The sequence below is a fragment of the Streptomyces sp. SYP-A7185 genome (assembly GCF_046103685.1).
Taxonomy (GTDB): Bacteria; Actinomycetota; Actinomycetes; order Streptomycetales; family Streptomycetaceae; genus Streptomyces.
Window position 1 is genome coordinate 2,440,647 of sequence record NZ_CP122310.1, and the last position, 15,089, is coordinate 2,455,735.

At 72.7% G+C, this 15,089-nt stretch carries 13 protein-coding genes; 8 read left to right on the plus strand and 5 right to left on the minus strand.

Annotated features, from left to right (window positions below; all coding sequences use genetic code 11):
* Positions 1 to 42 precede the first annotated feature (42 nt).
* The 4 genes from QBL25_RS10650 to QBL25_RS10665 all read right to left on the minus strand — a co-directional run bounded on the left by QBL25_RS10650 (position 43) and on the right by QBL25_RS10665 (position 3,718).
* Positions 43 to 1,770, minus strand: a complete 1,728-nt coding sequence (locus QBL25_RS10650; RefSeq protein ID WP_409056776.1) for an amidohydrolase — start codon at positions 1,768 to 1,770, stop codon at positions 43 to 45.
* Between the two features lie 198 nt (positions 1,771 to 1,968).
* Positions 1,969 to 2,235, minus strand: coding sequence for a hypothetical protein (locus tag QBL25_RS10655; RefSeq protein ID WP_160504136.1), 267 nt, complete (start codon positions 2,233 to 2,235; stop codon positions 1,969 to 1,971).
* A gap of 116 nt (positions 2,236 to 2,351) precedes the next feature.
* The gene (locus QBL25_RS10660; RefSeq protein ID WP_409056777.1) at positions 2,352 to 3,167 is read right to left on the minus strand and encodes an anti-sigma factor domain-containing protein; all 816 of its coding nucleotides are present in this window, start codon (positions 3,165 to 3,167) and stop codon (positions 2,352 to 2,354) included.
* Entirely contained in the window at positions 3,164 to 3,718 is a 555-nt protein-coding gene (locus tag QBL25_RS10665) for a sigma-70 family RNA polymerase sigma factor (protein WP_409056778.1), read from the minus strand. The genes QBL25_RS10660 and QBL25_RS10665 overlap by 4 nt, the downstream gene beginning before the upstream one ends.
* Positions 3,719 to 3,928: 210 nt before the next feature.
* Here QBL25_RS10665 and QBL25_RS10670 point away from each other — a divergent pair, with 210 nt between their 5' ends.
* The 4 genes from QBL25_RS10670 to QBL25_RS10685 all read left to right on the plus strand — a co-directional run bounded on the left by QBL25_RS10670 (position 3,929) and on the right by QBL25_RS10685 (position 10,230).
* Positions 3,929 to 5,485 (plus strand): DUF4331 domain-containing protein, encoded by a 1,557-nt coding sequence (locus tag QBL25_RS10670; protein ID WP_409056779.1) that lies wholly within the window; start codon positions 3,929 to 3,931, stop codon positions 5,483 to 5,485.
* Positions 5,486 to 5,651: 166 nt separating this feature from the next.
* Positions 5,652 to 7,010 carry a tetratricopeptide repeat protein gene (locus tag QBL25_RS10675; RefSeq protein WP_409056780.1) on the plus strand — a complete coding sequence of 453 codons (1,359 nt, stop codon included), beginning with the start codon at positions 5,652 to 5,654 and terminating at the stop codon, positions 7,008 to 7,010.
* Complete coding sequence (locus QBL25_RS10680) at positions 7,007 to 8,500, plus strand: sulfite exporter TauE/SafE family protein (protein ID WP_409056781.1); 1,494 nt, start codon at positions 7,007 to 7,009, stop codon at positions 8,498 to 8,500. Before QBL25_RS10675 ends, QBL25_RS10680 begins: the two co-directional genes overlap by 4 nt.
* Positions 8,501 to 8,610: 110 nt before the next feature.
* Complete coding sequence (locus QBL25_RS10685) at positions 8,611 to 10,230, plus strand: serine/threonine-protein kinase (protein WP_409062606.1); 1,620 nt, start codon at positions 8,611 to 8,613, stop codon at positions 10,228 to 10,230.
* Between the two features lie 13 nt (positions 10,231 to 10,243).
* Here QBL25_RS10685 and QBL25_RS10690 read toward each other — a convergent pair whose 3' ends face one another.
* On the minus strand, positions 10,244 to 11,068 hold the full coding sequence (locus QBL25_RS10690; RefSeq protein ID WP_409056782.1) for an SGNH/GDSL hydrolase family protein: 825 nt from the start codon (positions 11,066 to 11,068) through the stop codon (positions 10,244 to 10,246).
* Between the two features lie 231 nt (positions 11,069 to 11,299).
* Here QBL25_RS10690 and QBL25_RS10695 point away from each other — a divergent pair, with 231 nt between their 5' ends.
* The 4 genes from QBL25_RS10695 (at position 11,300) to QBL25_RS10710 (ending at position 15,074) form a co-directional block, all read left to right on the plus strand.
* Positions 11,300 to 11,731: a hypothetical protein gene (locus tag QBL25_RS10695; protein ID WP_409056783.1), complete on the plus strand. Its 432-nt coding sequence runs from the start codon at positions 11,300 to 11,302 to the stop codon at positions 11,729 to 11,731.
* Between the two features lies 1 nt (position 11,732).
* Entirely contained in the window at positions 11,733 to 12,833 is a 1,101-nt protein-coding gene (locus QBL25_RS10700) for a GNAT family N-acetyltransferase (RefSeq protein WP_409056784.1), read from the plus strand.
* Positions 12,834 to 13,212: 379 nt separating this feature from the next.
* Positions 13,213 to 14,046 (plus strand): glycosyltransferase family 2 protein, encoded by an 834-nt coding sequence (locus QBL25_RS10705; RefSeq protein WP_409056785.1) that lies wholly within the window; start codon positions 13,213 to 13,215, stop codon positions 14,044 to 14,046.
* On the plus strand, positions 14,043 to 15,074 hold the full coding sequence (locus QBL25_RS10710) for a glycosyltransferase family 2 protein (RefSeq protein ID WP_409056786.1): 1,032 nt from the start codon (positions 14,043 to 14,045) through the stop codon (positions 15,072 to 15,074). The genes QBL25_RS10705 and QBL25_RS10710 overlap by 4 nt, the downstream gene beginning before the upstream one ends.
* Positions 15,075 to 15,089: the final 15 nt, after the last annotated feature.

Below are 15,089 nucleotides of genomic sequence, written 5' to 3' on the forward strand. Positions count from 1 at the left end.
GGCCCCGGCGCGGCGGGCGGACGGGGAGCGGGCGGCCGCGCCCTACTTCTGCGGGGCGAGCTCCGGGCCCAGGGAGGAGAACTTCTCCCGGGACACCACGCGCTTCGGGGGCCACGTGATGTTCGGCGGCGGCCACTTCTGGCCCGTCTTCCTCAGGAACCACGCCGGGGGTTCGTACATCGGCGGCTCATAGCCGTCCGGCAGCGCGGTCTTCCACCGGACGTCCTTCGTGCGCTCCTTGAACTCGTCCTTGACCGCCTTCAGGCGCTCGGGCTGCGTGATCAGGTCGACCGCGGTCGCCGCGAGGTACTTCGCCGCGGCGAGCACCGCGGCCTGGCCGGGGGCGGCCGCCGCGCAGGACGCGGTGGACCAGGTGTGCATCTTGGTGCCGATGGGGGCGAGGGCGGCGCCCATCGAGACGGTGGGGACGTTCCAGCTGATGTCGGCGACGTCCGTCGAGCCGCCGCCCATGAACACCGGGTTGGGCGGGGTCAGTTCGCCGATCTCGTCGTGCATGCCCTTCTGGGGCAGGCCCAGCGACTCCTGGAGCTCCTTGGCCAGCTCATGCGCGGACGCGGGGAAGTCGGGCGGGCCTATCTCGCGCATGTTCGCGTGCAGGAGTTCGGCGAAGGCCTTGGCCGGGAGCTGGTTCCAGCAGGCCGAGGTGACGCGGCGGCGCACGGTCGTCTGCGACGCCTTCGCCGCGGCCTCGGAGACCGCGATCACCTTGTCCAGGAGGACCTGGACGCGGGCGGGACTCCCCTCCCGCACGTAGTACGAGATCTCGGCGATCTCCGCGGTGACGTTCGGGATGTCGCCGCCGTTGTTGATCACCCAGTGCAGCCGGCCGCTCGGCGCGAGGTTCTCCTCGCGCAGGAACTCCGACATCGTCGCCATCATCACGGCGGCGTCCAGCGCCGACTTGTTGCCGAGCGGGGTGCCGCCGTGCCCCGCGACGCCCAGGAAGGTGAAGGTGACGGCCGTCATCGCGGTGGTGCTGCCCCAGCCGGTCGCGTTGGCCGTCGAGGGGTGCCAGTCCAAGAACGCGTCGAGGCCGTCGTACACGCCCTTGCTGACGGCGTACGTCTTGCCGATCAGCATCTCCTCGGCCGTGGAGCCGAAGAACTTCACGGTGACCGGGAGCCGGTGCTTCTTCGCGGCCTGCGCGACGGCCGCCGCGGCCGCCGCCGCGGCCGTGCCGAGCGCGCTGTGGCCGCAGCCGTGGCCAGGGCCGTAGCTCGGCGCGAAGGGGTCGTGGACGTACTCGCGCGGGTCGTGGTGGCCCACGCCCTTGTGCTGCGAGAGGCCGGGCAGCGCGTCGTACTCGCCGCTGAAGCCGAGGACCGGGCCGCCCTTGCCGTGGGTGAACGTCGCGGTGAACGCGGTCGGGAAGCCCGCGGTGCCGAACTTCACGTCGAATCCGGCCCGTTCGAGGAAATCGGCCTCGGCGAGGGAGGACTTCCACTCCCTGAGCGACAGCTCGGCGTTGTCCCAGATCTCGGCGTTCAGGCCGGTGATCCGGTCGTCGTGGGCGGTGATCCAGTCGAGCGCCGCGCGCTTGGCGGGGGTGTCGGCCGCGAGGCCTTCGGGCGGTTCGTAGGCCGCGGGGCTGTCGTCGGCGCCCGCGGCCATCGCCGGGTCCGCGTCGGCGGTCATGGCACCGGCGGTGACACCGGCCGCGCCGAGGAGTTGCATGATGCGGCGGCGGCTCAGCGACGGGCCGCTCGCGGGGAGTGCTGGATGCTCATGCTGATCGTGCAGGTCACACACGCGCACCTCCGGGGGTGAGGTTGGGTGTATCGGCCAAACAATCAGCCACAGTGCGGCCGGAAAGTTGCGGCGTCAACAGGTGCGCATGACAAGGGTGTTACGCATGAGGCGTACCGGGTGAGACGTGTGGTGGGGAAGGGGCGGGTGGGTGGGAGCAATCCGCCGCCGAGCGACGGCCGAACCCCCGACCACCCGTGGTCAGCGACCCCCAAAGAGCGACCGCCGCAGCCTGCGCAGGGGAGCGAAGAGGGAGACCCTCCGCACTCGTGCACCGCGGCCACTGTGGTCATGCGCACCCCGTGAGGTCAGCTCGCGCATCAGCAGCGTCGCCTCGGCCGTCTCGCGCTGCGGAACGGCGGGGCCGCCCAGCACTGCGAGATGGCGGTCGAGACGCGAGCTGGTCGCGCTGCTCCCGCAGGTGATCGCAGGGACACGCGCCCTGCTGCGCACCGTTATCTGTTCCATGTCACTCCCCACCCGTACGAGGGCACCCGGCCCAGGGCAGGTTAACCCTATCGCCCCGTCCGGACACTCGTGTATCCCGGTCACAGGATTCACCTACCCCATAAGGAGGTTGACGATTACTCTCCGAATCCAACTGATTCCAGGGTGAGTTGGACAAGAGGGGCAGAAGTGGGCCTCTCTGAGCCGCCGTCGGGTTCGGTCGTCACGGCCAGTGACATCGCGGATGCCCCCAGGACCGTGGCGATCACCGGCGTTTCGCCGTCCACGAGGCCCAGGGAACGGGGCGCGAGGCCGGACCGCAGCAGCCACAGCTGGTGCGCGCGGCCCGGCGGCGGCGCCCCGAGCCCTGTGACGGTCACCACGGCGCGCCGCCTGGACTCCGACGCGACGACGGTGATCCCGCGCCCCCGGGCATCCCGCGTCGCGCTCGCGCGGGCGTCCGGAGCGGCCAGGACGTGGGCGATCTCACGTGCCTCGGCGCGCTCGCGGTCGAGCCGGCCGTCGGAACGGAGCAGCTGCACGGCGAGGACCGCGGTCACCACCAGTGAGATCAGAGCGAGCGCGGCGACGGCCACGCGGCCGGGCCGGGCGGCGGGCGGAAGCGTACGAGCGCGTGGGGGCGCACCCCACGCGGCGGGCGCCCGCGGGGGCGGCTCCTGCTCCGTCGTGCGTACGGCGGCGAGCACCCGTTCGCGCAGGGCGGGCGGCGCGGGCGCCGCGGCGGCCCCCGCCAGGCGGACCGTGCCCTCGCCCAGCTCCCGGGTCTGCGCCCGACAGGGCGCGCAGCGGGCCAGATGCCTCTCGAAGCGGCGCAGTTCACCCGGGTCGAGGGCGTCCAGGGCGTAGGGGACGGCCAGGGAGTGGATGCGCCGGCGCGGCCGCGCCCGCCCGGTGACGGTCCCCGCGGGCCCCAGGCCCGCGTCCCCGCTCATGCCGCGTCTCCGGTGGCCGTGCCCAGGCAGTCGCGCAGCCGCAGCAGCCCGTCCCGCATCCGCGTCTTGACGGTGCCGAGGGGCACGGAGAGGCGCCCGGCGACTTCCCGGTACGTATAACCCTCGTAGTAGGCGAGGGTGACGGCCTGGCGCTGGAGGTCGGTGAGGCGGCGCAGACAGCGGCGCACCCACTCGCGCTCCAGACGGCTCTCGACCGCCTCGGCGACCTCGTCGAAGGCGGGGCCCTCGCCGCGCTCGGCCGCCCGCTGCTCGCGGTCGCCGGCCGCGCGGGCGCTGCGGACCCGGTCGACGGCCCTGCGGTGGGCCAGGGTGAGGATCCAGGCGAGGGCGCTGCCGCGCGCCGGGTCGAAGCGGGCGGCCGTCCGCCAGAGTTCGAGCAGGACCTCCTGGACCACTTCCTCGGACTGGGCCGGGTCGCGGAGCACGCGGCGGACCATGCCGTAGACCGGCCCGGAGACCAGTCCGTACAGCTTCTCGAACGCCTGCTGGTCGCCCCGGGCGATCAGTGGCAGCAACGCGTCGGGCTCCATGCGTGCCCCTCCCCCCTCTGCCCGGCCGGGCGGCTCGCGCCGTCCCGGTCCGGGCGCCTCGTGATGCGGTCGCACCGGCATTCGGGACAAAAGAAGGAAGCGGATTGGGGCCAAGGGCAATCCGCCGGGGCCCGAGCCCCGAATGGCGTGCGTCAGGCGGCTGTCGCGCACCACGCGGGGGTCGCGCGAGGAACAGTAAGGACGGACGCGATGACAGCTATCGCCAGGAGCAGGGCGGGGCTGCGCGGCAAGCGCGGCCTCGCCACGCTCGTCTGTGGCGCTCTGGCCGCCGGGGGGCTCGCCGCCGCCGGCGTCACGGCACTGGAACCTGGGGCGGCCGACGCCGCCAGCCACCGGGAGGCCCCGCTCATCTCGGGACAGCCCCAGTACGACACGACGGACGTGTACGCGTTCGTGAGCCCGGACAAGCCCGACTCCACGACGATCGTGGCGGACTGGCTGCCCTTTGAAGAGCCCGCGGGCGGGCCCACCTTCTATCCGTTCGCGGACGACGCCCAGTACGACGTGCACATCGACAACGACGGCGACGCGCAGGGCGACCTCCTCTACCGGTGGACGTTCGACACGAAGACCAAGAACGGCGACACGTTCCTCTACAACACCGGGCCCGTCACGAGCCTGGACGACCCGGACCTGAACGTGACGCAGACCTACGACCTGGAGCTGATCAAGCTCAAGGAGCAGAAGGTCGTCTCCACCACGAAGATCGCCGACGACGTGCCCGCGGCCCCCTCGCACGTCGGCAAGGCGTCCATGCCCGACTACAAGAAGCTGCGCGATCAGGCGGTGCGGCAGGTCAAGGGCGGGGGCTCGACGTTCGCCGGGCAGGCCGACGATCCGTTCTTCGCGGATCTGCGGGTCTTCGACCTCGCGTACGGCGCCAACCTGTCGGAGGTCGGGAACGACACCCTCAAGGGCTACAACGTGAACACCGTCGCCCTTCAGGTGCCGACCGCCGAGATACGGCAGTCCGGGAAGCAGCCCACCGTCGGCATCTGGTCGACGACGCAGCGCAAGAACGCGAGCGGCAAGTGGACCCAGGTGTCGCGCATGGGCAACCCGCTGGTCAACGAGGTGGTCGTGCCGCGGAAGGACAAGGACAAGTTCAACGCGTCCTCGCCCTGGAACGACGCGGACTTCCTGAAGTACGTGACCAAGCCGGAGCTGCCGAAGATCCTGGAGAAGATCTACAAGCTCAAGGCGCCCGCCGAGCCGCGCAACGACCTCGTGTCGGTGTTCCTCACGGGCATCAAGGGGCTCAACCAGCCGCCGAACGTCCGGCCCGCCGAGGCCCTGCGGCTCAACACGTCGGTCAAGCCGGCGGATCAGCCCAAGCGGCTCGGGGCGCTCGACGGCGACAACGCCGGGTTCCCGAACGGGCGGCGGCTGACCGACGACGTCATCGACATCGAGTTGCAGGCCGTCGAGGGCGAACTCACCGGCAACAAGAACGACCTGGGCGACGCGGTGAACGCCAACGACCAGAAGTTCGGCGCCTCCTTCCCGTACGTGGCGCTTCCCACGTCCGGGTCCCGGGGACCGCTGGCCCAGGGCGGCGGCGGCAGTTCGGCGCGTGACGCGCTGGGCGGCGGTGCCGTGCCCGGCCGTCCGGGCACCGGCGGGGGCGGCGACGACACCGATGCCGTCCTGCTCGCCTCCGGTGTCGCGGGTGCGGCAGGCGTGGCCCTGGTCGGACTCGGGCTCGCGTGGTGGCGCAGGCGCGGTTCCACCGGGGTGTCCGGCTGACCCCCTCCGGACCGGCGCGGCCCGCTCTCATCCCCCAGCGGGCCGCGCCCTCTCTCTTCGCTCATTCTCCGCCGCCCCTCTCTCTCCCGGTCTCTCGCCCCTCTTTCTCGCGGTTTCTCGCGCGCTCCCCCCGTCTCGCATTCGATCTCGCACGGAAGGTCTCGTGATGGCACTGCCCCGACCTGCCGGCCGGCCCGTGGTGGCGGCCGTCGCCCTCGCGCTCGCGATCACCGCGGGTGCCGTCGTGGGCGGCTCAGAGGACGGCCCGGACCGCCCTTCGCCCTATGTCGACGTGGCGCCGGATGCCGCGCTGCGGGGCGCTGATCTCAGCCGCGGCGTCGAAGCGCTCCAGTCGCGGCTGCGGGCCAGGCCCACGGACTTCGGGGCGTGGGCGACCCTGGGGACCGCCTACGTCGAGCAGGCGCGCACCCAGGGCGATCCGTCGCGCTACCGCGAGGCGGACCGCGCCCTCGACCGCTCCCTGGAGCTGCGGCCCGGCAATGACGCGGGGCTCGCGGGACGGGCCGCGCTCGCCGCTGCCCGCCACGACTTCCCCGGGGCGCTGCGTGCCGCGGAGGCGGCGCTCGACGTGAACCGCTACAACGCGGGTGCGCTGGCCTCCCGGATCGACGCGCTGGTCGAGCTCGGGCGGTACGAGGCCGCCGCCCGGGCCGCGGACGAGGCCGACGCCCGGCGGCCCGGGGTGCCGGTCTTCACGCGGTACGCCTACGTGCGCGAGCTGCGGGGCGATGTGGCGGGGGCCCGGCGGGCGCTGTCCCGGGCCGTCGGCCCCGGTGCCGGTGCCGGGGACGCCGCGTACGTGGCCACCGCGCTGGGGCAGCTCGCCTGGCGGCAGGGCGAGTTCGGGGAGGCGCTGAAGCAGTGCGGAAAGGCGCTGCGGGCCGACGCCTCCTACCTTCCCGCGCTGGAGTGCCGTGCCCGCGCCTGGGCCGGACAGGGCGACACGGGGCGGGCGATACGGGAACTGCGGGAGGTGGTGGCGCGCTCGGCGCTGCCCGGACCGCTGGTCGCGCTCGGCGAGTTGTACGAGGCCAGGGGCCGCCCGGGCGACCGGGCGAAGGCGCGGGAGCAGTACGCGCTGGTGTCCGCGTGGGTCGCCCTCGCCCGGGCGAACGGCGTGAACGCGGACCTGGACGCGGCGGTCGCGCTGACCGACCACGGGGACCGGGCGGAGCGGAAGGCGGCGCTGCGGGCGGCGAAGGCGGAGTGGCAGCGGCGGCACACCGTCCACACGGCGGACGCGCTGGCCTGGGCGCTGCACGTCGACGGGCGCTCCGACGAGGCGCTCGTGTACGCCCGCCGGGCCACGGCCACCGGCTTTCGCGAGGCGTCGTTCCTGTACCACCGGGGTGCGATCGAAGGGGCCGTGGGCAACGCGGCCGCCGCGCGTCGCTGGAGCGCCGCGGCCCTGGAGCTGAACCCGGGCTTCTCGCCGACGGGAGCGAAGGCGGCCAAGGCGGCCGTGGCAGCGGCGGCCAAGGCGGCGAAGGGGCAGGCGTCATGAGGCGCGTACTGGGTGTTCTGGCGCGGCGGGGTGCGGCCGGGCGGCGTGGGCTCGTCGTCGGCGGGGTGCTGGCCGCCGGGCTCGCGCTGGCCGTGCTGCCCGCCGCGGACGCGGCCGCCCACCCGCTGGGCAACTTCACCGTCAATCGGTACGACGGACTGGTGGTGGGCCCGGGGGAACTGCGGGTCGACCACGTCGAGGACCTCGCCGAGATCCCCGCGACCCAGGCCATGTCCCGCGTCAAGCGCGTGGGCCTGGCGAGCTGGGCCGACGAGCGGTGTGCGGACGCCGCCCGCGGCAGCCGGCTCCGGGTCGGCGGTCGGGCGAGGGAACTCCGCGTGAAAGAGGCCCGGGCGGTCACCCGGGACGGGCAGGCGGGCCTGCCCACCCTGCGCGTGGAGTGCGAGCTCGGCGCCCCGCTCCCCCGGGGCGCCGAGCTCGCCGCCCGGTTCGAGGCCGCGGGGCGGGCGGGCCCCGGGTGGCGGGAAGTCACGGCGCGGGGCGACCGGATGACCCTGAAGGCATCCGACGTACCCGCGGAGTCCGTGTCGCGGCGCCTCACCCGCTACCCGCGGCGGCTGCTCGACTCGCCGCCCGGCGACGACTCCGCCGCCCTGCGGATCACCCCCGGCGGCCCCGCCCTGAGCGAGGAGCGGCAGCCGGACGCGCCCTCCTCCGTGCTGCCGCGCGGCGCCGACCGGTGGACGCAGGCCCTGACCGGACTCGTGGCGCGCCACGACCTGACGCCGGGCTTCGCCGGACTCGCCCTGGCCATCGCCCTGTTGCTGGGGGCGCTGCACGCCGTCGCGCCGGGGCACGGCAAGACGCTGATGGCCGCGAGCGCCGCCGCGCGGGGGCGCGCGTCGCTGCGGGACGTCCTGCCCCTCGCCGCCTCGGTGACCGTCACCCACACCCTCGGCGTGACGGCCCTGGGGCTGCTCGTGGCGGGGGGATCGGCGGCGGCGCCCTCGGTCATCGCCTGGCTCGGGGTGGTCAGCGGCGTGCTCGTCACCGGCGCGGGGACGCTGCTGCTGCGGCGGGCCTGGCGGCGGCGCAGGCACGGTCCTCACCACCACCATCACCACCCCCACACCCATCCCCACACCCACCCCCACACCCACTCAGACCCCTCGCATCACCACCCCGCGCACGAGCCGCCGCCCACCGTGCGCGGCGCCCTCTTCCTCGGCTTCGCGGGCGGCCTGGTGCCCAGCCCCTCCGCCGTGGTCGTGCTGGTGGGCGCCGCGGCCCTGGGCGAGGCCTGGTTCGGGCTGCTGCTCGTCCTGGCGTACGGGGTGGGTCTCGCGGTCACGCTGACGGCCGCGGGGTTCCTCGTGGTGCGGGTCGGGGCGCTCGCGGGGCGGCGGGTGCACGGGCCCCCGTGGCTGCACCGGGCCTCGCGTCGTCTCCTTCCGCTGGGCTCCGCCTGCGTCGTGGTGGTCCTCGGGTGTGGATTGGTGTTCAAGGGGGCGGCAACCGCGCTCGGTTGAGGTAGTTTTGTGGAGAATCGCACGGCTGCGGATGGGGGACGCCCGTGAGCGGGAACGAGCGTGTGATCGCGGGGCGTTACCGCCTGCTCGCCCCGCTGGGCGAGGGCGGCATGGGCACGGTCTGGCGGGCCCGCGACGAGGTCCTGGGCCGCGAGGTCGCGGTCAAGGAAGTGCGGGCGCCCGCCGGGCTCCCGGCCCCCGACGTCGACCGGCTGTACGCCCGCCTGGAGCGCGAGGCGTGGGCCGCCGCCCGCATCCCCCACCGGAACGTGGTGACGGTGTACGACGTGGCGAGCGAGGACGGCCGCCCGTGGATCGTCATGGAGATCGTGCGGGGCCTCTCGCTCTCCGACGTCCTGGACGCGGAGGGGCCGATGGCGCCGCAGCGCGCCGCCCGCATCGGCGCCGAGGTGCTCGCCGCCCTGCGCGCCGCCCATGACGCCGGAGTCCTGCACCGCGACGTCAAGCCGGGCAACGTCCTCATCGCCAACGACGGCCGAGTCGTCCTCACCGACTTCGGGATCGCCATGGTGGAGGGGAGTTCGGCCCTCACCATGACGGGCGAGGTGGTGGGCTCCCCCGAGTTCCTCGCCCCGGAGCGGGCGTTGGGGCGACGGCCAGGCCCCGAGTCCGACCTGTGGTCGCTGGGCGTCCTGCTCTACGCGGCCGTCGAGGGCCACTCGCCGTTCCGGCAGGACACCCCGCTCAGCACGCTGCGGGCCGTCGTCGACGAGGAGCTGCCCCCGCCGCGCGACGCGGGGCCGCTGTACGGGGTCATCGAAGGGCTGCTGCGCAAGGACCCCGCCACGCGGATCTCCGCCGCCGACGCCGAGAACCAGCTGCGGCTCGTCGCGGCGGGCGGCACGCCCCAGGCCGCGACCCCCCTGCCGTACATGCCGACGGTCACCTCGCAGCAGCATCAGCAGGCGCCCTCGCCGCTGCCGCCGCCGGACGGGCAGGAGCCGGTGGTCACCACGACCACACCCGTCCCCCAGAAGCGCTCGCGCCGCTCGGTCCTCGTCCTCACCGCGGGCCTGGTCGCCCTGGTGCTCGCCCTGGGCGGACTGGTGTACGCGCTGGTCAACAACGACGGCGGAGGCGAGAACGGCAACAACAGCGGGGCCTCCCAAGGCGGCGGAAGCAACGGCGGCGGAAGCGGCGACGGCGGTTCGACCGGCGGCAAGGACGGCGGCGGCTCCGACGGCGGCAGCGACGGCAGCGACGGCGGAGGATCGGGCGACGGAGGCGGCGGCGACGGCGGTTCGACCGGCGGCGGCAGCGACGGCGGCGGCGGCGGTTCGGGCGGGAGCACCGGCGGTGGCGGCGGCAACGGCGGCTCGACCACGCGGCCCGCGCAGTCCGTCAAGGTCACGGTCGTGGGCACGAACACGGAGTACAGCGGCGTCTGCCCGCCGGCCACCTCGCCCTCGTTCACGGCGACGTTCACCGTGGGGCGGGTGCCGGTCACCGTCGACTACCGCTGGGTCACCAAGTCCGGTGAGCCGAGCGACCCGGGCTGGAAGACGCTCGGTTTCTCCTCCGGCGGCGGCAAGACCAAGCAGGTGCACCACACGGAGACGGTCGCCGGGGAGCCGGGCTCGACGTACCAGAACCAGCTCAGCGTCGAGGTGCGCGGCCCGGTGAAGGCGAACTCGAACGCGGTCGCCTACTCCGTGACGTGCGAGAAGGAGACCCCGACGGGCGGGGCCTCCTCCTACGCGCCGAACTGAGCGGGGGGACGGATCAGGACGCTGCGGCGCTGAACACGGGGAGGTAGCCGCCGGACTGTCCCGCGGCCTTGGGGTGGTAGGACTCGCCGATGTTGGTCCAGTTGACGCTGTGCAGCCACGCGTCGCCCGAGCAGATCTCGTGACCGGTGAAGGCGGGGGTCACGTCGCCGAAGGTGAAGCCGTGGTCGGCGGCGCGCTTGGCGGTGGTGGTGTTGAGGAAGTCGGAGGCGCTGTTGATGGCGCCGCGTTCCTTCTCGGACAGGCCGGCGATGCAGCCGCCGCCGAGCTTGTAGAAGCGGGGGTAGCCGAGCACGACGACCTGGGCGGCCGGTGCCTTCGCGCTGATCGCCGAGTAGACCCGGTCGAGGTTGCCGGGCAGCGTCGTCTCGACGTAACTGCGCGCCTGGGCGATGCGCGCGAGACAGTTGCTCTCGGACTGGAGCACGCAGGTCGTCATGACGTCGGCGAAGCCGGCGTCGTTGCCGCCCACGGAGATGCTGACCAGACCGGTGCCGGAGCCGAGCGGTCCGAGCTGGTTGGAGACGACGTCACCCGTACGAGCGCCCGAGCACGCCGTGAAGTTGAAGCTCGAGGGTGAATGGGCGGCCGCCCAGAGTGCGGGGTACGCGCGCGGGGTGCGCTTGCAGTCTCCGCTCCCGCTGTCATATCCGCCGGCTCCCACACCGGACGAGTAGGAGTCGCCGAGCGCCACATAGCCGGTGGCCGCGGCCTTCTGATCGTTCTGCTGGTCCGCTTGTGCCGCTGTGGCCCCGGTGAGGGCGAAGGCGGTGGCGAGGAGGAGTGAGGAAGCGTATGCCGTGATTCGGGACAATCTCATGGAACCTCCCTTAGCAGGATTTCTGCCTCGACCGTGGTACCACTCCCCTCGGGCCGTCGATAGTGTTCATGACAATAAGTTCTCCGGTAATTCCCCTGGCCGCAAAGGGAGTTCCCGTGTTTCAAGCCCCGGCGGGCAACATCTCCACACTCCCTCCGCATCTTGACGGGCCACCGTCGGCTGCGCGACATTGAAGCCCGGCATCCGGCGCTTCGGGGGGCAAAGTCGCCAATGCAGACGATCAGGATCAAGGCACCGTCATCAGACACAGGCCGGGGACCCGGCGGCCGGCCGAGCCGGCACGAGGACGCGCTGCCGCTGCTCGCGGGCGTGGCCGTGGCGGTGGGGGCGGTCGGCGCGATGCTCGCGCTCACGGACCTCGCGTCGCCCCTGCGCGGCCCCTTCACCCTCTTCTTCCTGATCGCGGCTCCCGGCTGCGCGATCGGCGCCGCCCTCAGGGGACTTGAGCCATGGGGCCGGATCATCGCTTCCGTCTCCGGGGCCGTCGCGGTCAACCTGTTGGTGACCCAGGCGATGCTGGCCCTTCACCTGTGGTCGGTGCGCGGCGGGGTCGTGGCCATCACCGCGCTCAGCTCGCTCATCCACCTGCTGGTACTGGCGCGGCGACTGAGACGCCGCGCCCCGACGAGGCGGACCTCCTGACGTGGACATCACCGTGCACCGGCCCGGAGACCTCACCGCCGCGGACCGCGTGGCCTGGACGGCGCTTCAGTCCAAGGCCCATCTCGACGGCGCCGCGGAGATGGCCAATCCGTTCCTCTCCCCCGAGTTCACCCTCGCCGTGGCCCACTGGCGGCGCGGGGTGCGGATCGCGGTCGTGCGCGAGGACGGCGAGCCCGCGGCGTTCTTCCCCTTCCAGAGATCCGTCACCGGCGTCGGCCGGGCCATCGGCCTCGGCGTCTCCGACTGCCAGGGCCTGGTGCACCGGCCCGGCTTCACCTGGGACGCGCGAGAGCTGCTGCGGGCCTGCGGGCTCGCGCTGTACGAGTTCGACCACCTGGCCGGCGGCCAGGAGCCGTTCGAGGCCGGCGCCTCCGGTTCCTTCGCCTCCCCCGTCATGGACATCGATCAGGGGTACGAGGCCTACCTCCACCGGCTGAAGGCCAAGTCGCCGAAGTTCATCCGTTCGACCCTCGCCAAGGAGCGCAGGCTCACGCGCGACCACGGCACCGTCCGCTACGTCCACGACGAGCGCGACCCCGAGGTCCTGGACGTCCTGATGGGCTGGAAGTCGGCCCAGTACCGCAGGACCGGCCGCAGCGACCGCTTCGCGCAGGCCTGGATCAGCCAGATGGTGCGCCAGCTCTTCCACACCAGGTCCGAGCAGTTCGCCGGCCTGCTCTCCGTCCTGTACGTCGACGACGTGCCGGCCGCCGCGCACTTCGGGCTGCGCTCCGAGCGGGTGATCGCCCAGTGGTTCCCGGCCTACGACCCCGCGTTCGGCAAGTACTCGCCCGGCCTGCTCATGCATCTGCGGATGGCCGAGGCGGCCGCCGCCGACGGCATCGCGTACCTCGATCTGGGCCGCGGCCAGAAGCAGTACAAGGACTCCCTCAAGACACGCGAACTCACCGTGTCCGAGGGGTGGGTGGCTCTGCGCCATCCGGCGGCCATCGCCCACCGGGCGCGACGCGCTCCGGTCCGGGCGCTGCGCAACACGGTCTTGTCCCGTCCGGAGCTCTTCGAACCGGCCGACAAGCTGCTGAAACGCGTCGGGCACATTCGATCAAGAAAGAAGGAATAAGAGGGCGCGAGAAGGAACAGTGCGTTCCAGATGTGCCCATCAAGACCGGCCAAATCATCAAAAACGTGAGGCCCCGTTCCAGGTCTTGCCATACGGTCTCAATCATCAATACCGTCTTACATCCACCCGCATCGGTCCATCACGCAGTGCGATCTAGGGGAGGGCTCAAGATCGCGGTGGTACCGGCGCGGGGCGCGGTAGGGGGGTGCCGTGCTCGGCGACCGCATTCATGCCGAGTCACGTCCCGCGCGATGCCAGCTCACTCGGCATGCACGGAGATCGATTTCGTCATGCTCAAGTGACAACCCCCCTTTCGAACCGGATACACATCCAGACCGCCCGGGGGTGGGCGGTCCACCGGACGAGAGGGACCAGACTCATGAGTTCTGTTGTGCCCCCGGCCACCGAGCCGGGCCCGGACCCGTTAAACAAGACGACGTTGTCCGGCAACTACCGGGCGATTTCCACGCACCTGGCGATCACACCGCCGGTGAGCGTCGTGATTCCCGCCATGAACGAAGCGGAGAATCTTCCCTACGTCTTCAAGACACTGCCCGACTGGATCCACGAGGTCGTTCTCGTCGACGGCAATTCCACCGACGACACCGTGGCCGTGGCGCGGGAGCTGTGGCCGGACGTGAAGGTCGTCCGCCAGCTCGGCAAGGGCAAGGGCGACGCCCTGATCACCGGATTCGAGGCGTGCACCGGCGACATCATCGTGATGGTCGACGCGGACGGCTCCGCCGACGGGCACGAGATCGTCAGCTATGTCTCCGCCCTCGTCTCGGGCGCGGACTTCGCCAAGGGCTCGCGGTTCGCCAACGGCGGCGCCACGGACGACATGACGCCGATCCGCAAGCTCGGCAACCACGTCCTGTGCTCCGTCGTGAACGCCAAGTTCGGCGCCCGCTACACCGACCTGTGCTACGGCTACAACGCCTTCTGGAAGCACTGCCTCGACAAGATCGAGCTCGACTGCACCGGCTTCGAGGTGGAGACCCTGATGAACATCAGGGTGGTCAAAGCGGGACTCAAGGTGCAGGAGATCCCCAGCCACGAGTACCTCCGCATCCACGGCACCAGCAACCTCAGCGCCGTACGCGACGGGCTGCGCGTCCTGAAGGTGATCCTCACCGAGCGCTCCAACCGCCGCGGCCGGCAGCGCGAGCGCACCGGCGGCCCCTTCCGGACACGCCAGGGAGAGGCGTCTTGAGCGCTCCCGGCCACCACGGGGACGGCACGGTCGCGGGCATCTCCGTCGTCATCTGCGTCTACACCGAGGACCGCTGGGAGGACATCCTCGCGGCGGTCGCCTCGGTGCGGGCGCAGTCCCTGGCGGCCCTGGAGACGCTGCTCGTGGTGGACCACAACGCCTCGCTCCTGGACCGCCTCACCAGGGAGTACAAGGAGACCGCGGGCGTGCGGGTGCTCGCGAACGCGGGCCCCCGCGGCCTGTCCGCGGGCCGCAACACCGGGATCGCCGCGTCCCGCGGCGAGATCATCGCGTTCCTGGACGACGACGCCGTCGCGGAGCGGGACTGGCTGCGCCACTTCGCCGGGGCGTACGCCGATCCGCGGGTCTTCGCGGTGGGCGGGCGCACCCTGCCCGTCTGGGAGTCCCGGCGCAGGCCCGCCTGGTTCCCCGAGGAGTTCGACTGGGTCGTGGGCTGTACGTACAAGGGGCTGCCCGAGGGGCGGGTGCGGGTGCGCAACGTCCTGGGCGGCAACGCCTCCTTCCGGCGCGGCGCGTTCGAGGCGGCGGGCGGCTTCGCGACCGGCATCGGCCGCGACGGCGACAAGCGGCCGCTGGGCGGCGAGGAGACGGAGCTGTGCATCCGCCTCACGCGGGCGAGGCCCGACGCCGTCCTGCTCATCGACGACCGCGCGGTGATCCACCACCGGGTCCCCGCCGCACGCGAGCGCTTCGGCTACTTCCGCTCGCGGACGTTCGCGGAAGGGCTCTCGAAGGCACTGGTGGCCCGGAGCGTCGGGGCCGGCAAGGGACTTGAGTCCGAGCGCCGGTACACCACGCGCGTACTGCCCGCCGGGGTGGCGCGCGGGCTGCGGGACGCGCTGCTCGCCCGTCCGGGCGGCGCGGGCCGGGCGGGCGCCATCGTGGCGGGCGTGGTCACGGCGGCCGGGGGGTACGTCCTCGGCAGTGTCCGCGCGCGCAGGGGCGGCGCCGCCTTCTCGGTCGTGCGGATCGAGCGGGATGCGGACGGTGAGGGGGCTGCCGCATGAGCACGGCACCGACCG